The 26,501-nt window shown below is 68.0% G+C and carries 22 protein-coding genes; 18 read left to right on the forward strand and 4 right to left on the reverse strand.

The genetic code is table 11. The annotated features are described in order from the left end of the window. Positions 1-12: 12 nt before the first annotated feature. From JVH1_RS24710 to JVH1_RS24720, 3 genes are all read left to right on the forward strand, one after another. A complete protein-coding gene (locus JVH1_RS24710; RefSeq protein ID WP_009475179.1) occupies positions 13-4,542 on the forward strand; it encodes a non-ribosomal peptide synthetase in 4,530 nt (1,509 codons plus the stop codon). Between the two features lie 31 nt (positions 4,543-4,573). Next, entirely contained in the window at positions 4,574-5,350 is a 777-nt protein-coding gene (locus tag JVH1_RS24715) for an RsiV family protein (protein ID WP_009475178.1), read from the forward strand. 155 nt (positions 5,351-5,505) lie between these two features. Beyond that, the gene (locus JVH1_RS24720) at positions 5,506-7,128 is read left to right on the forward strand and encodes an NAD(P)/FAD-dependent oxidoreductase (protein WP_043779108.1); all 1,623 of its coding nucleotides are present in this window, start codon (positions 5,506-5,508) and stop codon (positions 7,126-7,128) included. Positions 7,129-7,202: 74 nt separating this feature from the next. Here the strand turns inward: JVH1_RS24720 and JVH1_RS24725 are convergent, their stop codons facing one another. Further along, positions 7,203-7,709 (reverse strand): hypothetical protein, encoded by a 507-nt coding sequence (locus JVH1_RS24725; RefSeq protein ID WP_009475176.1) that lies wholly within the window; start codon positions 7,707-7,709, stop codon positions 7,203-7,205. Between the two features lie 226 nt (positions 7,710-7,935). On the opposite strand from JVH1_RS24725, the gene JVH1_RS24730 reads away from it, so the two are divergent. The 5 genes from JVH1_RS24730 (at position 7,936) to JVH1_RS24750 (ending at position 13,185) form a co-directional block, all read left to right on the forward strand. Further along, positions 7,936-9,096: a Rieske 2Fe-2S domain-containing protein gene (locus JVH1_RS24730; protein ID WP_016882564.1), complete on the forward strand. Its 1,161-nt coding sequence runs from the start codon at positions 7,936-7,938 to the stop codon at positions 9,094-9,096. Between the two features lie 28 nt (positions 9,097-9,124). After that, the gene (locus JVH1_RS24735; RefSeq protein ID WP_009475174.1) at positions 9,125-10,306 is read left to right on the forward strand and encodes an acyl-CoA dehydrogenase family protein; all 1,182 of its coding nucleotides are present in this window, start codon (positions 9,125-9,127) and stop codon (positions 10,304-10,306) included. A gap of 37 nt (positions 10,307-10,343) precedes the next feature. Further along, positions 10,344-11,249, forward strand: a complete 906-nt coding sequence (bphC, locus tag JVH1_RS24740) for a biphenyl-2,3-diol 1,2-dioxygenase (protein WP_009475173.1) — start codon at positions 10,344-10,346, stop codon at positions 11,247-11,249. Between the two features lie 170 nt (positions 11,250-11,419). Further along, positions 11,420-12,211 carry an IclR family transcriptional regulator gene (locus JVH1_RS24745; protein ID WP_007297613.1) on the forward strand — a complete coding sequence of 264 codons (792 nt, stop codon included), beginning with the start codon at positions 11,420-11,422 and terminating at the stop codon, positions 12,209-12,211. A 20-nt stretch (positions 12,212-12,231) separates the two neighbouring features. After that, positions 12,232-13,185, forward strand: coding sequence for an alpha/beta hydrolase (locus JVH1_RS24750; RefSeq protein WP_009475172.1), 954 nt, complete (start codon positions 12,232-12,234; stop codon positions 13,183-13,185). Here the strand turns inward: JVH1_RS24750 and JVH1_RS24755 are convergent. Further along, positions 13,182-13,919, reverse strand: a complete 738-nt coding sequence (locus JVH1_RS24755; protein WP_009475171.1) for a PadR family transcriptional regulator — start codon at positions 13,917-13,919, stop codon at positions 13,182-13,184. The two genes, JVH1_RS24750 and JVH1_RS24755, sit on opposite strands and share 4 nt — an antisense overlap. Positions 13,920-14,048: 129 nt before the next feature. On the opposite strand from JVH1_RS24755, the gene JVH1_RS24760 reads away from it, so the two are divergent. The 9 genes from JVH1_RS24760 to JVH1_RS24800 all read left to right on the forward strand — a co-directional run bounded on the left by JVH1_RS24760 (position 14,049) and on the right by JVH1_RS24800 (position 22,357). Then, positions 14,049-14,567, forward strand: coding sequence for a flavin reductase family protein (locus JVH1_RS24760; RefSeq protein ID WP_009475170.1), 519 nt, complete (start codon positions 14,049-14,051; stop codon positions 14,565-14,567). A gap of 144 nt (positions 14,568-14,711) precedes the next feature. Then, positions 14,712-16,379: an FAD-binding protein gene (locus tag JVH1_RS24765; RefSeq protein WP_009475169.1), complete on the forward strand. Its 1,668-nt coding sequence runs from the start codon at positions 14,712-14,714 to the stop codon at positions 16,377-16,379. Then, a complete protein-coding gene (locus tag JVH1_RS24770; protein ID WP_043779041.1) occupies positions 16,380-16,634 on the forward strand; it encodes a hypothetical protein in 255 nt (84 codons plus the stop codon). Between the two features lie 13 nt (positions 16,635-16,647). Then, complete coding sequence (locus tag JVH1_RS24775) at positions 16,648-17,448, forward strand: mycofactocin-coupled SDR family oxidoreductase (protein ID WP_009475167.1); 801 nt, start codon at positions 16,648-16,650, stop codon at positions 17,446-17,448. Between the two features lie 2 nt (positions 17,449-17,450). Further along, entirely contained in the window at positions 17,451-18,281 is an 831-nt protein-coding gene (locus JVH1_RS24780) for a mycofactocin-coupled SDR family oxidoreductase (RefSeq protein ID WP_009475166.1), read from the forward strand. Positions 18,282-18,384: 103 nt separating this feature from the next. Next, positions 18,385-18,867: a nuclear transport factor 2 family protein gene (locus JVH1_RS24785; RefSeq protein WP_009475165.1), complete on the forward strand. Its 483-nt coding sequence runs from the start codon at positions 18,385-18,387 to the stop codon at positions 18,865-18,867. After that, positions 18,867-19,628, forward strand: a complete 762-nt coding sequence (locus JVH1_RS24790; protein WP_009475164.1) for an SDR family NAD(P)-dependent oxidoreductase — start codon at positions 18,867-18,869, stop codon at positions 19,626-19,628. The genes JVH1_RS24785 and JVH1_RS24790 overlap by 1 nt, the downstream gene beginning before the upstream one ends. A 270-nt stretch (positions 19,629-19,898) precedes the next feature. Further along, positions 19,899-20,765 (forward strand): TauD/TfdA family dioxygenase, encoded by an 867-nt coding sequence (locus JVH1_RS24795; RefSeq protein WP_009475163.1) that lies wholly within the window; start codon positions 19,899-19,901, stop codon positions 20,763-20,765. A 56-nt stretch (positions 20,766-20,821) separates the two neighbouring features. After that, a complete protein-coding gene (locus JVH1_RS24800) occupies positions 20,822-22,357 on the forward strand; it encodes a phospholipase C (RefSeq protein WP_009475162.1) in 1,536 nt (511 codons plus the stop codon). Positions 22,358-22,367: 10 nt separating this feature from the next. Here the strand turns inward: JVH1_RS24800 and JVH1_RS24805 are convergent, their stop codons facing one another. Continuing rightward, complete coding sequence (locus tag JVH1_RS24805) at positions 22,368-23,345, reverse strand: Gfo/Idh/MocA family protein (RefSeq protein ID WP_009475161.1); 978 nt, start codon at positions 23,343-23,345, stop codon at positions 22,368-22,370. A gap of 113 nt (positions 23,346-23,458) precedes the next feature. Then, the gene (locus JVH1_RS24810) at positions 23,459-24,874 is read right to left on the reverse strand and encodes an amino acid permease (protein ID WP_009475160.1); all 1,416 of its coding nucleotides are present in this window, start codon (positions 24,872-24,874) and stop codon (positions 23,459-23,461) included. 256 nt (positions 24,875-25,130) lie between these two features. Here JVH1_RS24810 and shiA point away from each other — a divergent pair, with 256 nt between their 5' ends. Continuing rightward, complete coding sequence (shiA, locus tag JVH1_RS24815; protein ID WP_009475159.1) at positions 25,131-26,489, forward strand: shikimate transporter; 1,359 nt, start codon at positions 25,131-25,133, stop codon at positions 26,487-26,489. Positions 26,490-26,501: the final 12 nt, after the last annotated feature.

Raw genomic sequence — 26,501 nt, forward strand, 5'->3', positions numbered from 1 at the left:
TGAGGGGGAAAGATGAATTTCGATTTCGATTCGCAGCAGCAATCCGGCGGCACGGCGTGCGCCTGCCCGGAAAGGCCCGCACCTGTCCGGCCCGCCGTCGCCATCGTGGAACGCCCACTCGGGCGCCCGGCGCGAGCGGCCGTGGGCGCCTTCCCGCTGACCGCGGCGCAGAGATCCATCTGGTTCGCGCAACAGCTCACGCCGGAGATTCCGTACGTCATCGCCCACTACGTCGATCTGCGCGGTCCGGTCGACCTTGCCGTTCTGTCTGAAGCCACCCGTCGCGCGAATCGCGAATTCGGCTGGGGAGCGGTGCGCCTGGTGGACATCGACGGGCAGCCGCATCAGGTCGTGGACCCGACCGTCGACGACCGGGTGCCCACCACGGACCTTCGCGGCGAGGACGATCCCGTGGACGCTGCTCACCGCTGGATGCGGAACGACCGGAGCGCTCGCACCGACATGTACGACGGACCGCTCCTCGTCTCGCGCATTCTGCAGCTGGGCGACGATCACTACTACTGGTACTCCCGCGCTCACCACATCGTGTCGGACGGGTACGCCGCGATGATGCTGATGAGCCGCACGGCCGAACTGTATGTCGCCGCCACCGAGGGCAGGGAGCCGCCGGACAGCCGGATCGTGGGGCCGGAACGTCTCGTGCGGGAGGACGCGACCTACCGTGCCTCGACCCGGTTCGCCCGGGACCGCGACTACTGGCGCGACTCCGGCGGCGACCTGGCGTCGGTCCTCAGTCTCAGCGGTCGCACGGCGCGACCGGACATCGACGCCCGGACGGCGACCGGGCACACGAGCCCGAGCGGGAGCTCACGGAATTCGACGGCGGTGACGGTCGCCGCCTTCGCCTCGTACCTCGCCAGGATGACCGGCGTCGACGACGTGGTCCTGTCGCTTCCGGTGTCGGCGAGAACGACGGCCCGCCTCAGGTATTCGGGCGGTTCGGTCTCCAATGTGATTCCGTTGCGGCTGAAGGGAATCGGCTCTGCCACCGTCCGTCAGGCGGTCGGAACCGCCGAGACGGCGTTGACAGCGGCACTGCGGCATCAACGCTACCGCCGCGAGGACATCGGCCGGGACCTCGCTACGGGCGGTGTCGAACTCCTGCATTTCGGTCCGGTGGTCAACGTCATGGTGTTCACGAAGGAGATCACGCTCGGCTCCGTGAACGGGACGGTTCGGGTACTCACCACCGGTCCCGTCGCGGACCTCGCCGTCAACATCTATCCCGGGGCCGAGGGCAGTGCCGCCCGCATCGACTTCGAGGGAAATCCGGCACTGTACGACCACGCCGAACTGACCGGACATCATGTGCGTTTCCTCGCCTACCTCGACAGGTTCACCGCATCGGTCGAGTCGGAACGCCCGGTCGCCGACCTCGACGTCTTCCTCGCCGGCGAGCGCGGAGAATTCGCTCCCGCGCAGGGACTTCCGGATGCCGACCCGATCACACTCGACCGTCTCCTCGCGGGGACCGTCGCCGACCATCCGGAGGCGATCGCGATCCGCGACCGCGGCCGCGAACTGTCCTACGGTGACCTGGACCGGCTCGCCGGCCGGCTCGCCCGGCTCCTGACCGGCCGGGGCATCGGACCCGAGAGCATCGTCGCGGTCTCCATCCCGCGGTCGCTCGAGTCGGTGCTGGCGTTGTGGGCCGTCGCGAAGGCAGGCGCGGCCTACGTTCCGATCGATCCCGCGCACCCGAGCGCTCGCATCGCGTACGCCCTGGACGATTGTGGTGCGACAGTCGGGCTGACCGTCCGCACAGAGCGCGTCCGACTGCCCGGCACCGTCGCATGGTTGACCACGGATATCGACGACCTCGAAAACCTCTGTGAAGAAGCCCTCCCGGATGCGGAACGGACCCGTCCGCTGCTCGTGGACCATCCCGCGTATCTGATCTACACGTCCGGGTCGACGGGGGCGCCGAAGGGCGTCGTCGTCACCCATCGCGGCCTTGCCAACCTCGCCCAGGAGATTCGGGACAAGTACGCGGTGTCCGCGCGTTCGCGTGTCCTGCATTTCGCCTCGCCGAGCTTCGACACCGCGCTCGTCGAAGTGCTCGCGGCCTGTGTCGGCGGCGCGACGCTCGTCGTGACCCCACCCGGGGTGTTCGGCGGCGAGGAACTGTCACGGCTGTTGCGTGACGAACACGTCACCCACCTCCTGATGACGCCGTCCGCCCTGGCCGCCGTCGACGCCTGCGTCCTGGACGAATTGGAGTTGGTGCTGGTCGGAGGGGAGGCGTGTCCGCAGGAGCTGGCGCGGCGGTGGGCCGGTGGCCGGACCATGCGGAACGCGTACGGTCCGACGGAGACGACGTGCAGTGTCACTCTCACGGATCCGCTGTCACCGGACGAGCGGATGACGATCGGCTCGCTCATGCGCGGCGTGGACGCGGTGGTTCTGGATCACCGTCTACGCCCGCTTCCGCCGGGCGCTGTCGGTGAGCTCTACCTCGCCACCCCGGCACTCGCCCGGGGCTACCATCGGCGCCCCGGGATGACCGCGTCCCGGTTCGTCGCCGACCCGTTCGGCCGCAGCGGCTCCCGGATGTTCCGCACCGGGGACGTGGTGCGGTGGACGGCGGCAGGAACGCTCGAGTTTCTGGACAGGGCGGACGACCAGATCAAGATCCGAGGTTTCCGTGTCGAGCTGGGCGAGATCAACGCCACGCTGAACACGCATCCCGGCGTCGCCTTCGCCGCGACGGTGGTGCAACGGAATTCGGCCGGAGATCCGACCTTGGTGTCCTACATCATGGCCGAGGGGGACGCGTCGATCGATCGCGAAACGTTGAAGGCGCACCTAGCACGATTGCTGCCGGACTATATGGTTCCGAAATCGATCATGCTCGTGAACTCGATCCCGTTGACACCGACGGGGAAGCTCGACCGGGCGGCGCTCCCGCTGCCGGAGTTCGGCTCGGTTTCGGTGCCTCATCGTGACCCCGAGACCCCGGCCGAGCGCCGCGTCGCGCGGGTGTTCGCCGCGGTACTCGGCGTGGATACGGTCGGCGCCGACGATTCCTTCTTCGATCTCAGCGGCGATTCGCTGTCGGCCATCCGGGTGGTCGCGACGATCAACGCCGAGCTGGGAACCACGCTGGGCGTGCGCGAACTCTTCGATGCACCGACGGTCGCGGCGCTCGCGCGGACGATCGCGGACGCCGGGGCACGCCCGCAGAGCGCGGGGCGGTCCGGCGGACCGAAGTTGGGCGCCGCACCACTGCCGGACCGGGTGCCGCTGTCCCCGTCGCAGTACTTCATCGACCGCGCCAGAGGGGAACGCGCTCTCCACAACATCCCGTTCACGGTACGAGTACGCGGCGCATTCGACGTCGACGCCCTGCGCTCGGCGATGGCGGACGTCCTGCACCGGCACCGCTCGTTGCGAACGGTGTTTCCCGACTCGCCGTCGGGGCCGTACCAGCGTGTGCTCGACGTGGCCGATGTGTTGCCCGACCTGACTCCGGTGGAGTCCGGCGGCGCGGACGTGGCGGCGCAGACGTCGGAACTGCTGTCCGCAGGATTCGACGTGCGGCGCGAGCCTCCGCTGCGCGCCCGGCTGTTCCGGCTCGGCGACGGCGACCACCTTCTGGCCTGCGTCATCCACCACATCGCCGTCGACGGCTGGTCGCTTGCACCATTGGCACGAGATCTCGCCGACTCCTACCGTGCCCGGGCGAACGGCAGTGAGCCCGTGTGGGAGCCGCCGATCGTGCACTACGCCGACTACACCGTGTGGCGCCGGGCATTGCTCGGTGACGAGGCCGACCCGGGCAGTGTCGCGTCCCGGCAGATCGCCCACTGGACGAAGGAGCTGTCGGGACTTCGGGGGGAGCTCGCGCTGCCCACCGATCGCCCCAGGCCGCACCGGTGGACCTACCGAGCGGGACGACTTCCGTTCTCCCTCGACGAGCATGCGCACCGAGGCCTGCTCGCCACCGCGCACGAGCACCACGCCAGCCTGTTCACGGCGCTCAGGTCGGCAGTGGCGGTACTGCTCGCCCGTGTCAGCGGCGACCCCGACATCGCGATCGGAACTCCGATCGCCGGCCGGGGAGACCCGGCGCTCGACGACGTGGTGGGAATGTTCGTCAACACGCTGGTTCTGCGAACCCGGGTGGACCCGACGATGACGCTGTGCGACATCGTCGATCGATCACGCGGCGTGGAGCTTCGGGCTCTGGCGAATGCCGACGTGCAATTCGAGCGACTCGTCCAGGTACTCGACCCGCCGAGGTCGCCGTCCCTGCACCCGCTGTTCCAGGTTGCGTTGTCGCTGAACAACTTCGCTCCCGCGGCCCTGAACGTGTCCGGGCTCGACTTCGAGGTCACACCCCGTCCACTCGACATCGCCAAGTGCGATCTGCACTTCCACTTCACCGAACGTCACGACGTCGACGGGAGGCCCGCCGGAATCGATGCCGAACTGGTGTATTCCGCCGACCTCTACGACGCGTCCACCGCACAGGGTTTCGTCGACACGCTGCACACCATCGTCGACCCGATCGGTAGGTGACCCCGGGGAATCGACGTGGTAGAGATAGCTCATGAGCGGCATCCGGAGATGTAGTCGGGCAGCGGCGCTCGTTGCGGTCGTCCTCGCCTTGGCCGCCTGCTCCGACCAGACGGGCACCGCGGTGAGCGAGCCGTCGACAACGACGACCGTCACCGCCGCGGACACGCCCGGCACCGAGGCGACCACGTCCGCGGGCCTGCCCTACACGGAGACCGAGTTGCAGGTCACGGGTTCCACCGGCCGCGTCGGCTACGACGTGCTCATCCCACAGATCGAGGGTGGAAATCCGGCCGTCACCGCCGAGTTCAACGAATCGATGCGCGCCGCACTCCAGGACCAGATCGACGGCTGGGGCACCGACGCCTTCACGCTGAGCAGCCAGGAGCACAGCGTCGCGCACATCGGCGAGCACGTGATCAGTGGGCTGCTGGTGACGTCGTGGAACGCGGACCCACCCGGTGCGCATCCGACACCGATCGTCGCGACGGTGGTGGTGAATGCCGATACTGCCGCGCCGATCACGCTCGGCGATCTCTTCCCCGACCTGCCGGCGGGACTGCAGACGCTGTCGGACGAATCCGCGCGCCTGCTCCCCACGACGGTCGCCGGAGCGGACTTCGAGCGCAGCGGCATCGAGCCGACCGAGGCGAACTTCGCGAACTGGCTTGCCACCCCGGCAGGCATGGAGATTCATTTCAACGACTACCAGGTGGGACCGCACGCGATCGGACTCGTCACCGTCACCGTGCCGTGGGACGCACTGGCCGACGTGATCGACCCCGCTCTCGCTCCCGTCGTGTCGAGCTAGGCGCTGCCCGACCGCTCACCGGGAACGAACCTGTGGCTGCCCCGGTGCCGCGACCTACCGTCCCAGACAGGCCTTTGCTGCCGAATGTGTCTGTCGAATGGGAGAGGAGCGCGCCCGTGAGTGCACGCACCGAAGTTGATGCTCGTGCGAATCGGATCGGCGACGTGGACGCGGTTGTCGTCGGCGCGGGATTCGCGGGACTGTACGCCGTCCACAAGTTGCGGAGCCTGGGTCTGACCGTCCAGGGTGTGGAGGCGGCGGGAGGCGTCGGCGGAACGTGGTACTGGAACCGCTATCCCGGCGCCCGGTGCGACGTGGAAAGCGTCGACTATTCGTACTCGTTCTCGCGGGAGCTCGAGCAGGAGTGGGACTGGAGCGAGAAGTACGCCACCCAGCCCGAGATCCTGGCGTACATCAATCATGTCGCGGACCGGTTCGACCTGCGCGACCGTTTCCTGTTCGGCACCCGGGTGACCTTCGCGGAACTGGACGAGGAGTCGCTCCGGTGGGAGGTACGCACCGACCGCGGCGACGTCCTGTCCGCCCGGTACTGCATCTTCGCGACCGGTGCGCTGTCCACCGCGAACATGCCGAACATCGCCGGCCGTGAATCGTTCACCGGGGACACCCATCACACCGGTCAGTGGCCGCACGAGGGTGTCGACTTCACCGGCAGGCGGGTCGGGATCATCGGCACCGGTTCCTCGGGAATTCAGTCGATTCCCCTCATCGCCGAGCAGGCCGAACACCTGTACGTGTTCCAGCGCAGCGCCAACTACAGCGTCCCGGCGGGCAACCAGGCGTGGGACGACGAGATGCGGCGCGCGATCAAGGCGGGTTACGAGGAGCGCCGGAGGCTGTCCAGGGAAAGCGGTGGCGGCTCGCCGTACAACGCCCACCCGAAGTCGGCGCTGGACGTCTCCGACGAGGAACGTCGCGAGGCCTACGAAACGCGGTGGAAGCTCGGCGGGGTGCTGTTCGCGAAAACCTTTCCGGACCAGACGAAGACCGAGGCCGCGAACGCGACGGCACGCGAGTTCGCCGAGGAGAAGATTCGCCTGCTCGTCGACGACCCCGCCGTCGCGGACAAGCTGATCCCGAACGATCACCCCATCGGGACCAAGCGGATCGTCACCGACACCCACTATTTCGAAACGTACAACCGGCCGAACGTCACCCTGGTGGATCTGAAGGCGGCGCCGATCGAATCGATCACCCCGTCGGGGATCACCACCGCCGACGCCGACTACGCCCTCGACACGCTGGTGTTCGCCACCGGATTCGATGCCATGACCGGCGCCCTCGACCGCATGCGGATCGTCGGACGCGGCGGTGTGCCGCTTTCCGAGTACTGGAGTGAGGGGCCGAAAACCTATCTCGGTCTGGGTGTTCCGGGGTTCCCGAACCTGTTCGTCGTGACGGGGCCGGGAAGCCCGTCGGTGCTGGCGAACATGGTGCTCGGCGCCGAACAGCACGTCGACTGGATCGCGGACTGCATCGGGCACCTGTGGGAGAAGGACTACGACGCGATCGAGGCGTCCGTCCCCGCCACCGAGCAGTGGGTGGAGCACTGCCGCGACCTTGCCGCGCAGACCCTGTTCCCGTTGGCGAACTCCTGGTACATGGGCGCGAACATCCCGGGCAAGCCCCGCGTGTTCATGCCGTACCTCGGGGGCTTCGGCGCGTACGGGCGGATCTGCGCGGACGTCGCCGAGGAGGGGTTCCGCGGTTTCGAGTTCAGCCGGTCCCGGACGAGGCTGGCCGACCCGGTGGGATAGTTTCACAGACGATGGTCAGCCGCGCAGGCAATTGCCTGCGCGGCTGACCAATTCGTGGGAGAACGAGGTCGAGCTCAGTCGGGCAGCGCGTACGTGGCCCACGCCTGAGCGAGCACGGCATCGCCCCGTGTGCACGTGACGGTGACGTCCGCCATGCGTGTGCCGTCCTGGACGTACGTCTGCCGCAGCGACGCGGAGAAGTCCGCCCCGGACGGCACGGCCTGCCGGATGCGGGTGCGGAACCTGCGGAGAGTCCCGGGGAACTGCTCGGCGCAGTAGCGCTCCAGCAGGTCCACCGACTGGTCGTCGGACGTCGGAGTTCCGGTGAAGCTGTTCGTCCAGAACTCGAAGACCAGCTGCTCGTCGCGGTTGCGGAAGCGGACGAGCAGGTCGTGGTCGCCCACCCTCCGGACCTGCGGGGACAGGGCGTCGTGTGAGGTCCGGTGCGGTCGCAGCAGGAGGAAGTCGTGCTCGACGGCCGCCCCCGGTTCGGGTGCGACGACCACCTCGCTCGGAACGGCGTCGGCGCAGAGCCGGCGAACCTCCGCTGTGTACGGCTGCGAAGAGATGAGTGCGGCCATCGTTCCTCCCAATTTCCGGGTATGTGATCCGGACGGTAGTCGCCGCGGCCCGTAAACGGGGGGTGTGGTCCCTGTGATCGGGACGCCGAACTTCCGCTCCGAGGCGTGGATACGAAAGCCTCTCGCTGAGTGGGAGAGCCGGGTACCGCAGCCGACCGCGTACGCCGACTATGAGCTACACCACACCCCGAGGGTGTTCTTGACGTACAGCGAGGCGGAGGTAGACATGGCGCGCAACAGTGCCGTTGACGGCGACGAAGTCCGGATGATCGAAGTGGGATCGGCACCAACGCGTTTCGCGCGGGGGTGGCATTGCCTGGGTCTGGCGAAGACCTTCAGGGACGGCACCCCGCATCAGATCGATGCGTTCGGGACGTCGCTGGTGGTGTTCGAGACGTCCGACGGGACCCTCAGTGTGCTCGACGCCTACTGCCGCCACATGGGTGGCAACCTGGCGCACGGCACCGTGAAGGGCGACTCCATCGCCTGCCCGTTCCACGACTGGCGCTGGGGCGGCAACGGCAAGTGCACGGGAATCCCGTATGCGCGACGCGTCCCGCCGCTGGCGCGGACCCGGGCCTGGACGACCATCGAGCGCAACGGGCAGCTCTACGTCTGGAACGACCCGCAGGGCAACCCGCCGCCCGCCGACGTGACGATCCCCGAGATCGAGGGATTCGGCTCCCCGGAATGGACCGACTGGACCTGGAATTCGCTGCTCGTCGAGGGCTCGCACTGCCGCGAGATCGTCGACAACGTGGTCGACATGGCGCACTTCTACTACGTCCACTTCTCGTTCCCGCGCTACTTCAAGAACGTCTTCGAAGGGCACGTGGCCACCCAGTACATGCAGTCGACGCCCCGCCACGACATCTCGGTGGGCACCAGTTACGACGACCCCAATTCGACGCTGCGCTCGGACGCGTCGTACTTCGGCCCGTCCTACATGATCGACAAGCTGTGGAGCGAAGCGAACGGCATGATGATCGAGACGGTGCTGATCAACTGCCACTACCCGGTCACCGCGAATTCGTTCGTCCTGCAGTGGGGCGCCATGGTGAAGAAGCCCGAGGGGCTGTCCGACGAGGTGGCGAACGGCATGGCGGCGCAGTTCGCCGAGGGCGTGGAACTCGGATTCAAGCAGGACGTCGACATCTGGCTCAACAAGTCGCGCATCGACAACCCGCTGCTGTCGGAGGAGGACGGGCCGGTGTACCAGCTGCGTCGCTGGTACCAGCAGTTCTACGTGGACGTCGAGGACATCACCGACGACATGACCAAGCGCTTCGAATTCGAGATCGACACCACCAGGGCGGTGCAGAGCTGGGAGGCGGAGGTTGCCGACAACCTCGCCAACGGCGTCGTGCCGCTCGACACCAACGCCTGAGCCGGCTCCGAGAAGAAGGACACGACAGATGACCCACGAGGTTCTCGACAACATCATGGCGATCGCGGATCAGCTCCGCGATCAGGCGCCCGAGGCCGAGCGGATCGGCCGGCTGCCCGACGACACGGCGAAGAAGCTCCGCGAGGCCGGGCCGATCAAGCTCCTCCAGCCCGGCAAGTTCGGCGGCTACGAGGCTCATCCGCGCGAGTTCGCGGAGACGGTGATGGCCGCGGCGTCCCTCGACCCGGCGACCGGTTGGGTGTGCGGCATCGTCGGCGTGCACCCCTGGCAGCTGGCGTTCGCCGACCCGAAGGTGCAGGACGAGGTGTGGGCGGCCGACAACGACACCTGGATGGCTTCGCCGTACGCGCCGACCGGGATCGCGACCCCGGTCGACGGCGGCTACCTCTTCACTGGACGCTGGCAGTTCTCGTCGGGAACCGATCACTGCGACTGGATCTTCCTCGGCGCGATGCTCGGCGACAAGGACGGCGCCATGGCCCTGCCGCCGAAGATGCTGCACATGATCCTGCCGCGCAGCGACTACGAGATCGTCGAGGACTCGTGGAACGTCGTCGGGCTCAAGGGCACCGGTTCCAAGGACATCATCGTCCGGAACGCGTTCGTCCCCGACTACCGGGTGATGGACGCCGACGAGGTCATGAACGGCACCGCGGTGCAGAAGTTCGGGCGCACCGAGACGCTGTACAACATGCCGTGGTCGACGATGTTCCCGCTCGGGATCTCCTCCGCCGTGGTGGGAATCGCCGAGGGCGCCTTGGCCGCTCACCTCGACTACCAGCGCGACCGCGTCGGCGCGCAGGGTACCGCGATCAAGGACGACCCCTACGTCCTGTTCGCCGTGGGCGAGGCCGCCGCCGACATCAACGCCGCACGCCAGGAACTGCTCGCCAACGTCGACAGGATCTGGGACCTCGTCGAATCGGGCAGAGAAGTCACGTTCGAGGACCGTGCGGCCGGGCGCCGGACGCAGGTGCGTGCCGCGTGGCGTGCGGTCACCGCCGTCGACCAGATCTTCGCCCGCTCCGGCGGCAACGCGCTGCGCATGGACAAGCCGCTGCAGCGGTACTGGCGGGACGCGCACGCCGGCCTGGCGCACGCCATCCACGTGCCGAGCACCGTCTACCACGCCTCGGCGCTCAGCTCCCTCGGCCTCGACCCGGCCGACAACCTCAAGTCGATGATCTGACCGCCGTCGGACCTCGAAAACAGCAGAAGGACAACACATGACAGACATCAAGGGGCTTGGCTACGTCAAGATCCAGACCAACGACCTGGAGCGGTGGCGCACGTTCGCGTTCGACGTGCTCGGATTCGCCGAGGGTTCGGGCCCGGACGAGGACGCCCTGTACCTCCGCATGGACGAGCGCGCGGCCCGCATCGTGATCGTGCCGGGCGAGACGGACGAGGTCGTCACCATCGGGTGGGAGGTCCGCGATCATGCGGGCCTGGTCCGCGTCCAGGAGGCGGTCGAGGGTGCCGGAATCGCCGTCAAACCGTTGTCGGTGGAAGAGGCCGACGCCCGCCGCGTCGAAGAGGTCGTCACGTTCCAGGATCCGACCGGTGCGACGATCGAGATCTTCCACGGCGCCGTCCTCGACCACAGCCCGGTGGTGACCCCGTTCGGCGCGAAGTTCGTGACGGGGGCGCAGGGTCTCGGCCACGTGGTGCTGCCGGTGATGGATTTCAGCGGGGCGTTCGACTTCTACACCGAGGTGCTCGGCCTCCTGCCCCGCGGCGCCTTCCGCATCCCGGCACCGCCGGAGTTCGGTCCGATGCGGGTGCGCTTCCTGGGTGTCAACGAGCGGCACCACAGCCTGGCCCTGTGCCCCGCACCGCACGGCGGGGCGCCGGGTCTGGTGCACATCATGGTGGAGGTCGACACGCTCGACGCCGTCGGGCAGGCGCTCGACCGCGTCGTCAAGGACGGGTTCTCCGTCTCCTCGACCCTCGGCCGCCACACGAACGACAAGATGGTGTCGTTCTACGTGCGTGCCCCCGGCGGATGGGACATCGAGTTCGGCACCGAGGGCATGAAGGTGGACGAGAAGTACTACTCCGCGGAGGAGATCACCGCCGACAGCTACTGGGGCCACGACTGGTCCGGAAGCGAGCCGCTGGCGGCCATGTAAGGGGTGTCCGGGCCCGGTGTGCGTATCCACTCGATGCGTGTACCGGGCCTTTGGGCTGTTCGGGGTCGTTCAGGCACCACTATTGCAAATAGGCATATGCCTATTTATAGTAAGTGTCGCCAGTCACACACCGCGTCGCCGCACCGAGCAGCGCCGCTACGGAGGTCCCCATGACGACGACACTCAGCCCCACCCCCACCGCCGGCCTCGATCGCGCCGCCCTTCTCCTCGACGCCTTCGACGGCCCGGGCAGGCTCACGCTCGCGCAGATCGTGCGCCGCACGGGGCTTCCGCGCTCCTCCGCGCACCGGATGCTCGAACGTCTCGTCCAGCTGCGGTGGCTCCGCCGGGAAGGCCGGGACTACGAACTCGGCATGCGGCTGTTCGAACTCGGGTCGCTGGCCGTGCACCAGGACCGTCTTCACCGGGCCGCCCTGCCGTTCCTGCACGAACTCCACCGGCTCACCGGGCACGCCGTGCACCTCGCGGTGCTCGAGGGGATCGATGTCGTGTACCTGGAGAAGATCGCCGGACGGTTCGGGGTCGGGTTGCCGTCCCGCGTCGGCGGCCGCCAACCCGCGCACTGTACGAGCGTCGGCAAGGTGCTGCTGGCCCACTCGCCCGAGTCCGTGGTCGACCGCGTCGTCGAAGCGGGTCTGCCCCGCAGCACACGATTCAGCATCGACTCGCCCGCGGCATTCCGTGCCGAGTTGCAGAAGACCCGGGAACGCGGAGCGGCGTACGACCGGGAAGAGGATCTCGTGGGCGTCAGCTGCGTCGCCGTGCCGGTGGGCACCGAGGACAACGTGGTCGCGGCCATCTCCGTGTGCGGTCCGAGCAGCCAGATCAAGCTCGATCACCGCCTGACCGCGCCGATCCGCATGTCCGCCAAGGGCACCTGGCGCAACTACATGTCGACCGCGACGCCGGCCGCCGGACGGGCCGACCGATACTCCGCCTGAGGCGGGACGAAGGAGCACGAATGCCGCTCGACGAGCAGGCCGAAACCATCCTCCGGGGACTGAACGAGAACTTCCCCCGGGTGGAGACCATGACGGGCGCGCAGGCGCGGGCGGCGACGAGGGCGGGACGCAAGGCCGTCGCCGACCCCGAGCCGGTCGGTAGTGTGTGCGACCGGGAGATCCGCGGCGACGCCGGACCGATTGCCGTGCGGATCTATTTGCCGGCAGGGCATCCCGCGGAATCCCTGCCCGTCGTCGTCTTCTTTCACGGCGGCGGGTTCGTGATCTGCGACCTCGACAGCCACGACGGCTTCTGCCGCGCGATGTGCAACGGGATCGGCGCCGTCGTCGTCTCCGTCGACTATCGACTCGCCCCGGAATCGCAGTGGCCCGCCGCAGCGGACGACGCCTACACCGCGACGTGCTGGGTCGCGCAGCACGCCCGTGAGTTCGGCGGCGATCCGGACCGTCTTCTCGTCGCCGGCGACAGCAGTGGGGGCAACCTCGCGGCGGTCGCGGCGCTGATGGCCCGGGACCGGGAGGCCCCCGCCGTCGCCGGACAGCTACTGATCTACCCCGTCATCGAACCGGTCTTCGACACCGAGTCCTACGAGCTGTTCGCGGAGGATCATTTCCTCACCCGCTCTGCGATGCAATGGTATTGGGATCAGTATCTGCCCACCCACCGCGAAACCGTACCCGCCTATGCCGCCCCGGTCCGGGCCGAGGACCTCGGCGGGCTCCCACCCGCGATCGTGATCACCGCCGAACGCGATCCCCTCCGGTACGAGGGGGAGAAGTACGCCGGGGCGCTCGCCGACGCCGGTGTTCCCGTGCAGTGCCGGCGGGTCGAGGGAATGTTCCACGGATTCTTGACGATCGACGCGATGGCCGCGGCGCAGACCGCGCGGCGGGAGCTGTGGCCTCGGCTCCGGACTCTGGTGGCCGAACCGGCGTCGACTCCGGTCGACTAGTCTTCGCGCTCGGCCTCGTCGTCCGCGTCCTGAGCCGCCTTCATCGCGGCCTGGTACTCCTTCTGCGCCTCGCGGGAGCGCCGGATCGAAGGTGATGCGGTCGGTTTCGGCACACCGGGATGTTCCGGCGTCCCTTCACCGTGCATCCGCTCGACTGCCTCGTCGATGTCGGCGAGCATCTGCCTCGCGAGCTCGCTCTCGGCGGCGTAGTACCGCTCGGACCACTTGTTGACCATGTGCGCGAACGCCCACGTGGGTTCGACGTCGGAATCGCGGGCGTCGAGCGCGGCCTGCCTGCTCATCCCCTCCACGTACGAGATGTGCTCCTTCAGGGCATCTTTGAGCTGCTCCGGCTCGGTGAGGTGCCCGAGCCACATGCGCAGCATCACGCCGTGCTTGAGGACGGGCGGATCGATCGGCGCCTCCCGCGCCCAGCTGCGCATGACGGCCATGCCCGCGTCCGTGATCTTGTACAGGCGCTTGGGTTTCACCCGTGCCTCGTCGTCCACGACGGTCCGGGACGTCACGTATCCCAGGTCTTCCAGCTTCTTCAGCTCCGAATACACCTGGCTGAAGGACGGGCTCCAGTAGAAGAAACGCACACTGTACGACGCCCACTTCTTCAGGTCGTAACCGGACAGTTCCTCGCCGAACGACAGGATGCCGAGTACCGGCCAGCTCGTCGATCGGAGGCCGGCGAACCCGGAGCTCTGTGTGGGGTCGGACGATGGCATTTCCCGAGCCTATCAACCGTGCGCCGACCGCCGGACACGCGAAACCCTGCCGCTGGGCGGGACGGGGCATTCCCCGCCGGCAGGCGCCGCGGCCAGGCTGAACGCAACCCGTCGATCCGAGGAGACACGATGACCCGAACCGAAGAACCCGTGCCGCCGACGGCACGACGCATCGACCCCGCCGAGCTCAGGTCCGTGCTCGGGCACTTCTGCACCGGCGTCACGGTGATCACCGCGCACGACGGCGAGAGCCCCCACGGCTTCACCTGCCAGTCCTTCGTGTCGCTGTCGCTGGACCCGCCGTACGTGTCGTTCAGCCCCGCACGGACGTCGACCAGCTGGCCGCGACTGCGCGCGAGCGAACACATCTGCGTCAACGTCCTCGCCCACGACCAGCGCGACGTGTGCGGGACGTTCGCGACCAGCGGTGCCGACAAGTTCGCCGACGTCGGGTGGTCGCACGCCCGCAACGGTGCCCCGGCGCTCGACGGCGTGCTGGCCCGGGTGCAGGCCACCGTCGAATTCGAGCACGACGCCGGTGACCACACCATCGTCGTCGCGCGCGTCACCGGCCTGGACGTGCTCAGGGATGCGCCGCCGCTCCTGGTGTACCGCGGCGGACTCGGCATCTTCACCGCGGCCACGTAGCCGCTCTTTCTCCCGCCCGGCGGCGGTGCCGCTTTCTCCCGCCCGGCGGCGGCGCCGCTTTCTCCCGCTCCGCGGGAAGGGCTGTGGGAAAAAGCAATTGACACCGGCAGGGTGTGATCGAGACCACTTCGGAAGGTGTGCACGATGAGCGTAGACGAGCAGAACTGGGACCGGGAGGTAGATCTCCTGGTGATCGGCAGCGGTGCCGGTGGAATGACCGCCGCCCTCGCCGGGGCCGAGCGGGGGCTCGACACCCTCGTCGTCGAAAAGTCAGGGGTGTACGGCGGTTCGACGGCACTGTCGGGTGGCGCCCTGTGGATTCCCAACTCGCCGATCCTCGTCCGTGAAGGCCGCGCCGACGACCCCGGCGACGTCCGGAAGTACCTGGAGTCGATCATCGGCGACAGCGTGCCGGCCGAACGCCTCGACGCGTACATCGAGCAGGGCCCGGCCATGATGAGGTTCTTCGAACAGAACTGCCCGCATCTCCGGTTCTCCTGGTGCGAGGACTATTCCGACTACCACCCCGAGAACGTGGGCGGACGGCCGAAGGGGCGGACGGTCGAACCGTTGCCGTTCGACATGAACCAGCTCGGCGCCGACGGCGACCTGCAGCGGCCGAACTCCCTCGCGATGCCGGGTGGGCTGTACATGACGTCCACCGAATTCCGCCACCTCAACATGTTCTTCCGCACCTGGGCCGGACGCAGGACCGCGCTGGGTGTCGGCTGGCGTTCGGTCGTCGCGATGCTGCGGCGCAGGCGGATGGAGACTCTGGGGCAGGCCCTCGTCGGCCGGCTGCGGCTCACGCTCCAGGAGGCCGGGGTTCCGCTGTGGCTGAACTCCCCGCTGAAGGGTCTGGTCACGGACGAATCCGGAGCTGTCACGGGCGCGGTCGTCGAGTCCGGGGGACGGGAACTACGCATCCGTGCCCGCCGCGGCGTCATGGTGGCCACCGGCGGATTCGAGCAGAGCGAGGAGATGCGCAAGCGGTACCTCCGGGAAGGCGGCAAGGACAACTACAGCGCCGGCTCACCCGACAACACCGGAGACGGAATCGTCGCCGGCGAGCAGGTCGGCGCGGCCGTCGATCTGATGGACGACGCCTGGTGGATGCCGTCGTTCCGGCGGCCGGACGGCATCATGCACGTCCTGGTATCGGAGCGGTCGATTCCGCCGTCGCTGATCGTCGACCAGAACGGCAAGAGGTTCACCAACGAGGCGTCCCCGTACGTGTCGTTCGTTCACGACCAGATCGCCGGGGGCCACGACCCGGTGTGGTTCGTGTTCGACTCGAAGGCCAAGAGCCGCTACCAGTTCGGTGGTGTGATGCCCGGGCAGAAGTTCCCCGCGGAATGGTTCGAGACGGGGCTGATGCAGCGCGCCGCAACCCTTGGCGAACTCGCGCAGAAGATGGGCGTTCCCGCGGAGTCGCTGACCGCGGAGATCGCCCGGTTCAACGGATTCGCGCGGGCGGGGGTCGACGCCGACTTCGGCCGCGGCGACAGTGCCTACGACCGGTACTACGGCGACCCGCGACTGCCCAACCCGACCCTGGACGAGGTGGAGAAGGCCCCGTACTACGCGGTGCGGATGGAAGCCGGCGACCTCGGCACCAAGGGCGGGCTCGTCTGCAACGAGCACAGCCAGGTGTGCCGCAGCAGCGGCGAACCGATCCCCGGCCTCTACGCCACCGGCAACACGTCGGCGTCCGTGATGGGCAACGACTACGCCGGGGCGGGCGCGACGATCGGTCCCGCGATGGTGTTCGGCTGGGTCGGCGCTCGGCATGCAGCCGGGGCGGTGAGTTGAGTGCTTCCGGTCGAATGCCGGCGCTGCGGTAACACGGTGCTCGTGGAGAAATACAGCGAGGCGCACACGAGCGTGCAGTGGCTGGACGACGCCGAGCAGACCTGCCCGGAGTTCGCCCGGCGTGCGCAGGAGGGGGAGCACTCGATGTTCGTCCCCACCTGCGGCGCGCTGCGCGGCTCGATCGACGACGCGGTGGAGGACGGGCGGGTGGGGCTCTCCCTGCGCAGCTACCCGACTCCCGGCCGCCTGGACTAGAAGGGACAAACCGATGTCACGGATGGCAGGCAAGGTCGCCTTCATCACCGGTGCCGGGAACGGCATGGGACGCAGTCACGCGGTCCGGCTCGCGGAGGAGGGCGCCGACGTCGTCGTCGTCGATCTGCCGTCGGCCGAGGCGGATCTCGCCGAAACCGGAAGGCTGGTCGGCGAACTCGGCCGGCGGGCGGTGCTCGCGCACGCCGATGTGCGTGACCCGGCGGCGTTGTGCGCGGCCGTCGACGCCGGAGTCGCGGAACTGGGCCCTCTCGACGTCGTCGTCGCGAACGCGGGTGTCTGCGACAACCCCGGCCCGGCGTGGACGATCGACGACGCGGTGTGGCACCGATCGCTCGACGTCAACCTCACCGGTGTGTGGAACACGGCGAAGGCCGCGGTCCCGGCGATGCGGGACGGCGGCGGTTCCGTCGTGATCGTCAGTTCGACCGCCGGAATCAAGGCGGTGGCCGGGGCCGCCCACTATTCGGCGTCCAAGACCGCGGTGGTCGGGTTGGCCCGGACCCTCGCCAACGAACTCGGCCCGCAGTTCATCCGGGTCAACGTGCTGCACCCCGGCGCCGTCGGCACCCGCATGACCTTGAACCCGGAGACGATGGCACGGCTGCGGCCGGACCTCGCGAATCCGACCCGGGACGACGTCGTCACCGTCCTCGCGGCGAACCACATGCTGCCCGTTCCGTGGCTGGACTCGCGGGACGTCAGCAATGCGCTGCTGTTCCTGGCCTCGGACGAATCGCGATACATCACCGGCACACAACTCGTGGTCGACGCCGGACTGACCCAGAAGGTGTAGAGATGACAGGTCGAGTGAACGGAAGAGTCGTCCTGGTCACCGGTGCCGCACGCGGGATCGGCCGGGCGCAGGCGTTGCGGTTCGCACAGGAGGGCGCGGACGTCGTCGCCGTCGACCTGTGCGGCCCGGTCGGCACGGTGGTGACGCCACCGGCGAGTCCGGAGGATCTCGAGGAGACCGCGAAACTGGTCCGGGACACCGGTCGCCGGATCGTGACCGCGCAGGTGGACGTGCGCGACGGAACGGCGCTCGCCGAGGCGGTCACCGCGGCAGCCGGCGAGCTGGGCGGGCTGGACTTCGTGTGCGCCACGGCGGGCATCACGTCCTCGGGTGCCGCGCTGGAGCTCGACTCCGAGACGTGGCAGACGATGCTCGACGTCAATCTGACGGGGGTGTGGCGCACGTGCACGGCGGCGGCTCCACACCTGATCGAGCGGGGCGGCGGGGCGATGATCCTCACGAGTTCCATCGCGGGTCTGCGCGGGCTCGTCGGCGTCGCCCACTACACCGCGGCCAAGCACGGGGTGGTGGGGCTGATGCGGTCGCTGGCCAAGGAGCTCGCGCCGCACCGGGTGCGGGTCAACAGTGTGCATCCCACGAACGTGGACACGGACATGATCCAGAACGACATGGTGCGGAGGGCGTTCCGGCCCGACCTCGAGCACCCCACCCGTGAAGAGTTCGCGGCGGCCGCCGTGACGATGAACATGCTGCCGATTCCGTGGATCGAGCCGGTCGACGTGGCCAACGCCGCGCTGTTCCTGGCCTCGGACGAGGCGCGATACATCACTTCCGTCGCCCTGCCGGTCGACGCCGGCAGCGTCAGCCGATGACCGCCTCGGGCAGCGTCGGCCGGTAATCCCCGAGTCCGCCCCCACACCTGGCGATCCGTGGTAGAACAGGTGTCAGTTTTGGGGCGGACGAAGGGTGAATTCCGTGGATCTCGAGGCCGTCGCCGCGATCAGCAGGCTCAAGTACGCGTATCTGCGGGCCCTGGACACGAAACGCTGGGACGAGTTCGCCGACACGCTCCTTCCCGACGCAACGGCGAACTACGGTGAGCATCTCGCGTTCGAGTCGCGGGACGCGCTGGTCGAATTCATGAAGTCGAATCTGGGGCCGCAGACCATCACCGAACACCACTGCGGTCACCCGGAGATCGACGTCGACGGCGACACGGCGACCGGACGCTGGTACCTCTCCGACACCGTGCTCATCCCGGAACACGACATGGTGCTGCGCGGGGCGGCGTTCTACTCCGACCGCTACGTCCGCGGACCGGACGGCCGATGGCGGATCGCCCACACCGGATACGAGCGCACCTACGAGGCGGTGATGTCGCTGTCCGACATTCCCAGCTTCCGGCTGACGTCCAACCGGTGGGCAGCCGATACGGAAACCGGCAAAGGAGACTCGTGATGGGGACACTGGACGGCAAGGTCGCACTGATCACCGGCGCCGGTCAGGGCGTCGGCGCCGGGATGGCGTTCGCACTGGCCAAGGAGGGCGTCCGGATCGCGGTGGTCGGGCGAACGGAGGCGAAACTCGTCGACACATGCGCTGGCATCGCCGACTTCGGCGGCGTCGCCGAGCCGATCGTCTGCGACGTCAGCAAACGCGATCAGCTGGGCCCGATGGTCGACCGCGTCGTCGATGAATTCGGTGGCATCGACATCCTCGTCAACAACGCCAACGCGAGCGCACTCGGACCGCTCCTCGACATCACTCCGAAACTTCTCGACCGCGCCATGGCCGTCGGCCCGGTAGCCACCCTGTTCCTCATGCAGCTGTGCTACCCGCACCTCAAAGCGCGTGGCGGCGGTTCGATCATCAACCTCGTCAGCTCCTCGGCCGTGCGGTGGGACACCAGCGGCTACGGGCTCTACGCGGCCACCAAGGAGGCGATGCGCTCGCTCACCCGGACCGCGGCCAGCGAATGGGGACCCGACGGAATCCGCGTCAACGCGATTGCACCGCACGCACTGTCCCCGGGCCTGAAATGGTGGACCGAAAACAATCCCGAGGAGGCCGCCGAGTTCGTGAAGTCGATCCCACTCGGCCGGATCGGTGATTGCGAGCAGGACATCGGACGTGCCGTCGTCTTCCTCGTGGGCCCCGACGCCGGGTACCTGTCCGGTGCCACCATCCCGCTCGACGGCGGCCAGGCGCGCTGGAGCTGATCGCCGCCGATTGCCCCGAGCTTGCTCATTTCCCTCCCATCCGGTAGGAATTGCTTCGTGCATACGACTCACCTGGTGCGACGCCTCACCGTCGACCTGTGCCGTACGTGCGCCAACATCTGTTGTTGCTGATGGTCCGGCGCGCGTACCGCGTGCTGTCCACTCCTCGGTAGCCTCCGGCATCCGGTCATTCCTCACGCATTCTCCGCGTTCGCAGGTCCGGGCCGGTACGCCCGTCTCCAGGCACCATCACCTTCGCGGAAAGACATCATGAGCACTGCATTCGAAACCAGAACACCGTCGCTGACCCTCGACAAGTTCGGCCCCCACTTCGGCGCCGAGATCATCGGCCTGGACGTCGCGTCCGCCACCGACGACGAGGTGGCCGCGATCCGTTCGGCGTTGACCGAACACAAGGTGCTGGTTCTGCGCGGTCAGTCACTGGGCGACGCGAGCCACATCGAGTTCGGTCGCCGTCTCGGCCGGCTGACCGCGGGGCATCCCGTCCACGACAGCGGCGACGTCGCGCAGGAGGTGTACGCGCTCGACAGCCAGGACAACGGTTTCGCCGACGTGTGGCACACGGACGTGACGTTCATGAAGCGGCCGCCGCTGGGGTCGATCCTCCGTCCCGTCGTCCTCCCGCCGCACGGCGGCGACACCAACTGGGCCGACAGCCAACTCGCGTACGAGTCGCTGTCGCTGCCGGTCCGGCAGATGATCGATCAGCTGACCGCGGTGCACGACGGCAACCGCGAGTTCGGGTACTACCTCGCGCAGAAGCGTGGCGGCAAGGGAAACGTCTGGGACGGTGAGGAAGTCACCGCGCTCGTGCCCGTCGAGCATCCCGTCGTGCGGGTTCACCCGGAGACGGGACGCAAGGGAATCTTCGTGAACCCGGGCTTCACTTCCCACATCGCCGGAGTGTCCGAGGCGGAGAGCCGGGGAATCCTCGACTTCCTCTACGCGCACCTGACCAAACCCGAGCACATCGTGCGGCACCGCTGGCGCCTCGGCGACCTCGTGTTGTGGGACAACCGCAGCACCGCGCACTACGCCAACCGCGACTACGGAACCCAGCACCGCGTCATGCACCGCATCACGCTGGAAGGTGACGTGCCCGTCGGCCCGCAGTAGAGCAACCTGCGCATTCGCCGGGCGGGCGGCGTCCGCAGCGACTACCGTCACGATCCGTGACCCCGGCATCGGACATCTCACGACGCAAGTTCCTCGCCTCCGCCGCGGCGGCCGGTGGCGCCGCCTTCCTCAGCTCGTGGGCGGGCCCGGTGATCGACCGCGCCTACGCGCAGGACCCGGGCGGTAGCGGGTCGCTGAACGACATCGAGCACTTCGTCTACCTCATGCAGGAGAACCGCTCGTTCGACCACTACTACGGCACGCTGTCGGGGGTGCGCGGCTTCGACGACCCGTCACCGGCGTGGCAGCAGTACGGCTGGACGCCGGGTGCCGGGCCCACCCCGACCGGGTTTCTCAACCCGTTCCGGCTCGACACCACGCAGGGCACGCACCTCGACGGCGAGTGCATCAACGACCCCACCCATTCGTGGGGTCCGCAGCACGACGCGTGGAACGGCGGCGCGATGGACCGGTGGATGCCGGTGCACATCGCGCACGAGGGGCCGCTGAACGGTCCCGCGACGATGGGCTACTACACGCGCGCCGACATCCCGGTGCACTACGACCTCGCCGACGCCTTCACGATCTGCGACCACTACTTCTGCTCGGTGCTCGGGCCGACGGACCCGAACCGGCTGTACTGGATGACGGGCACGATCGACCCGGACGGGCTGGCCGGCGGGCCGCTGGTCGAGACGCCGACGGTGATCCCCAAGTTCGTCTACTCCTGGCGCACCTATCCGGAGAACCTGCAGGAGGCGGGCGTCAGCTGGAAGGTGTACGCCAACAAGGACCTCGGCCCCGTGTCGAGTGTCGCGCTCGACGGGATGCTCGGCTGCTTCACGCAGTACAGCGACCCGAATTCGGAACTCGCTCGCCGCGGTCTCGATCCGACGTACCCGAACGACTTCCGGGCCGACGTCGCGAACGGCACCCTGCCCGCGGTGTCCTGGATCGTGCCCAACATCTTCACGTGCGAGCATCCGGCGCTGCCCCCGGCCGCGGGCGCGGTCGGGATCGTCGAGGTGCTCGACATCCTCACGTCGAACCCGGCGATCTGGGAGAAGACGGCGCTGATCATCAGTTACGACGAGAACGGCGGCTTCTTCGACCACGTCACTCCACCCACGCCGCCGCCGGGCACCCCGGGTGAATATCTGACGGTTCCGTTGAACACCGTGTCGGAGAGCGAGAACAATCCGGGACCGATCGGCCTCGGATTCCGGGTGCCGTCGCTGATCATCTCGCCGTACAGTCGCGGCGGCCTCGTCGCGTCCGACACGTTCGACCACACGTCGCAGCTCCGGTTGCTGGAGAAGCGGTTCGGCGTGCCCGTCCCCAATCTCACCGAGTGGCGCCGCGGCGCCGTCGGCGACATGACGTCGGCGTTCGACTTCTCGTCGGCACCGAACGCCGGCGTTCCCGCGATGACGGACCCCGGGCCACGCCTGCAGGCGGCGATCGCGCAGTGCGGGCCGAACGTGGCCGCGGGGACGCTCAACGCCGGTGCGCCCTACCCCGTCCCGCCGAATTCGATGCCCGTGCAGGAACAGTCGCCGCTGCGGCGTCGCCCCAGCGGGCTGATCATGTAGCGGCCTCTCCTCAGAGGCGCACCGCCCGGCCCTCGTCGATCGACTGCAGGACGGCCAGTGCCGCGGTCACCGAGCGCAGTCCGTCGTGTCCGGTCGCCACGGGCGTACCGTCCCCGCGGACAGCGTCGACGAACGCCCGGATCCCCGGTGCGTACAGGTTGTCGACGATCTCGAGCGGGACGGTCGTGTCCTGACCGTCCGCGACGACCCGCAGCGTTCCGGTGGGATCGGGGCGCATGCAGTCGGTGGCGACGAGAGTTCCCGATGTTCCGTGGATTTCGAATCCGGTCACGGCGCCCGGGACCGTGTACGCGTCGTGGAGCGAGAACAGGGTGGACGTGCCGAGGACGCCGCTGGTCATCACGGCGTCCGCCGGACCCTCGCTGAGTCCCTGGCACACGCCCACCGCCGTCACCGTGGTCGGTTCCATCCCGGTGACGAAGCGGAGCGTGTCGATGTCGTGCACCGCGAGGTCGAGGACGACCCCGCCGCCGACGCCGTCGAGACGCCACCCACGCAGGGCCTGGCGCAGCAGAATGGCGTTGCTGACGCGCACCGACAGGAGGTCGCCGATCGCACCCTCCGCCAGCAACTTTCGCGCCGCACGATGAACGGGATGGGTGCGGAGATGATGGTTCGTCGCGAAGACCACCCCCGCTGCCGCGGCCGCGTCGACCATCTTCTGCGCCTGAGTGACGTCGAAGGAGAGCGGCTTCTCGCACAGCACGTGCAGACCCGCGTCGATCGCGGCCATGGCGTGGTCGAAGTGCTTGTCGTTGGTCGAGGAGATGTAGGCCGCCTGGACGTCCCCGCCCACCGCGTCGCGCAGGTCACCGGTGGCGGACTCGATGTCGTGGGTACGCCGGTAGTCCTCGGCGCGCGCCGCGTCGCCGCTGAGCACGACGGCCGCGCTCTGCCCGCACTCCCGCAACGCGGGGAGCACGCGGGTGGCAGCGATGTTGCTCGCGCCGAGAATCGCCCACCTCATGAGCTTCGGTCCTTTCTCGGGCCGGTGGGTCCGGCCGTTCCTCGGCGGGACTGTACGCCGAGTTCCGAGAGCGCACTACTGTTCGATATGCGAACAGTTCGGCGGATCCGAGCTCAGGGGCGGAGGGCGTCGACCTCTTCGCCGGACGGCGAGGGATCCGGGGTCTCGTCGATGGTCCCGCGAGTGTGCTGACGGTAGATCCCGATTCCGACCACGACCACGGCGAGTCCCATCGAGACGTACATCTGGCTCCTGGTCTCCGGCAGCACCAGCATGCCGACGCAGAGCGCGATGATGGCGGCGATGGTGCACCACGTCAGGTACGGGAACAGCCACATCTTCAGCGACAGATCCTTGCCCTCCGCCTCGAGGCTGCGCCGCATGCGCAGCTGCGACACCGAGATCGCCAGCCACACGAACAGGGCAATCGCACCCGAGGAGTTGACGAGGAACAGGAACACGGTGTCCGGGTACAGGTAGTTCAGACCCACGGTCAGGAACCCCACGACCGTCGAGACGAGGACGGCCTGGCGAGGAACACCCGACGATCCGATCTTCGACAACGAGGCCGGGGCGTCGCCGCGGCGGGAGAGCGAGAAGATCATGCGGCTCGCCGTGTACAGGCCGGAGTTCAGGCAGGACAGCACGGACGTGAGCACGACGACGTCCATGATGTTGCCCGCCGCCGGGATGCCGAACGAGTCCATCACGGCGACGTACGGGCTCAGCGCGACGGAGGCGTCGTCCCAGGGGAGCAGCGTCACGACGACGGCGATGGAGCCGATGTAGAAGATGAGGATGCGCCACACGACGGAACGCACGGCGTTGCGCACTGCCGCCACGGGGTTGGCGGATTCACCGGCGGCGATGGTGGCGATCTCGGCGCCGAAGAACGAGAACACGACCACGAGGACCGCCGCGAACACGGCACCCGCCCCGTTGGGGAAGAACCCGCCGTGGCCGGTGAGGTTGGTGAGCCCGGGCGCTTCGACTCCCGGCAGGGCTCCGCAGATCGCGAGGACGCCGAGCACCAGGAAGATGACGATGGCCGCGACCTTGATCGACGCGAACCAGAACTCGAACTCGCCGAACGACTTCACGGACGCGATGTTCGTCAGCGTCAGCAACACCATCAGAATCAGTGCCCAACTCCACTGCGGGACGTCGGGGATCCAGCGGTTCATGATGACGGCACCGGCCGTCGCCTCGATGCCGAGGACGATGATCCAGAACCAGGCGTAGAGCCAGCCGATGCTGAAGCCGGCCCAGCGGCCGATCGCGCGGTCGGCGTACGCCGAGAACGATCCCGTCTCGGGGTTGGCGGTCGACATCTCGCCGAGCATGCGCATCACGAGGATGACGACGATGCCTGCGAGCGCGTAGGCCACGAGTACGCCGGGGCCCGTCTCGCGGATCGCGACCCCGGAGCCCACGAAGAGGCCTGCGCCGATCACCCCCGCGATAGCGATCATCGAGAGGTGCCGCTTCTTCAGCGTGTGCTGAAGCTGCGGATCGGTGGTTCCTGACATGGAGAAATCCCTTCGGCGCTACTCCGGGTGTGATGTGCGTCGCTGATTCGGAAAAGTGTGTACGAGTGGCGGGGGCTCCGGAACCGCCGATTCGGTGAATTTCGGGCCGGCGAGATAGACGAAACGGCAGTACCACGCACCTGAGTCTTCTTGACAACGCGGAAACGCTATGGCTACCGTCACATTATTCAGCCAGCGGACATGCGTTCGGTATGCGAACGGAGTTGTCTGGCACCAACGTAGACGGGACAACGGAATGAGCGATCACGCCTTCACCCCGGCAGCCGAGAAGCAGGCGCGAAGAGCAGCGCTGAGCAGTTTCGTCGGCGCGGTCATCGACTGGTACGACTTCCTGCTCTACGGGCTGGTCGCGGCACTGGTCTTCAACTCGGAGTTCTTCCCGAACGTCAGCCCGGCGATCGGCACGCTCGCCGCGTTCGCGACGTTCGGCGTCGGGTTCCTGTTCCGGCCGCTCGGCGGCGTCGTGTTCGGCCACTACGGCGACCGCATCGGACGCAAGCGGATGCTGATCCTGACCGTGCTGATCATGGGCACGAGCACCGCCCTGATCGGGCTGCTGCCGTCGTTCGGGTCGATCGGCTGGTGGGCACCGGTCCTGCTCGTCACCCTCCGCGCCGTCCAGGGCTTCGCCGTCGGCGGCGAGTGGGGTGGAGCCGCGCTGATGGCCGTCGAGAGCGCGCCGCCGAAGAAGAAGGCGTTCTACAGCAGCGGAGTGCAGGTCGGTTACTCGGTGGGGCTCATCCTCGCCACCGGATTCGTCATGCTCATGAGCAACCTGACCACCGAGGACGCGTTCAGCCAGTGGGGGTGGCGGGTTCCGTTCGTCGCCAGCGTCGTCCTGGTCGGTATCGGTCTGTGGATCCGCGCCGGCGTGCAGGAGAGCCCCGAGTTCGTCGGAAAGGTCGAGAAGGTCGAGGAGGAGCAGACCGCGCAGGACAAGAAGCGGATTCCGCTCGTCGAGGCACTGCGCAACCACCCGAAGGCATTCCTCCAGATCATCGGTCTGCGTTTCGCCGAACTGTTCTCCATGTACATCGTGACCACGTTCGCGTTGAGCTACTCCACCCACGAACTGGGGATGGAACGCAACTTCATGCTCAACGTCGGCCTGCTCGTCGGTGCGGTGGGTATCGGCACCATCCCGCTGTTCGCGTGGCTGTCCGACAGGCACGGCCGGCGGCGGGTCTACATCCTCGGCGCCCTGATCGGCGCGGTGTGCGCGTTCCCGTTCTTCATCTTCCTCGAGAACGGGTCGATGATCGGCACCGTCATCCTCGCCGTGCTCCTCGTCAACATCTCGCACGACATGGTCGTCAGCGTGCAGCAGCCGCTGTTCACCGAAATGTTCGGGGCCGAATACCGCTACAGCGGCGCGGGCGTCGGGTACCAGGTGGCCAGCGCGATCGGCGGCGGCTTCACCCCGTTCATCGCGGCCGCCCTCGTCACCGCCAGCGGCGGGTCCTGGCACCTCGTGGCCGTGTACCTCGCCGGCGGCTGCATCGTCAGCGCCCTGATCGCGTGGCGACTGCAGCCCGATGCCAGTGCCGACACGACGGACGCCGCCACACCCGCGAAGCTCGAGAACGCGCACTGAACATGGCGGCGT

It is taken from the genome of Rhodococcus sp. JVH1 (assembly GCF_000280725.2).
GTDB classification, from domain to species: domain Bacteria; phylum Actinomycetota; class Actinomycetes; order Mycobacteriales; family Mycobacteriaceae; genus Rhodococcus_F; species Rhodococcus_F jostii_A.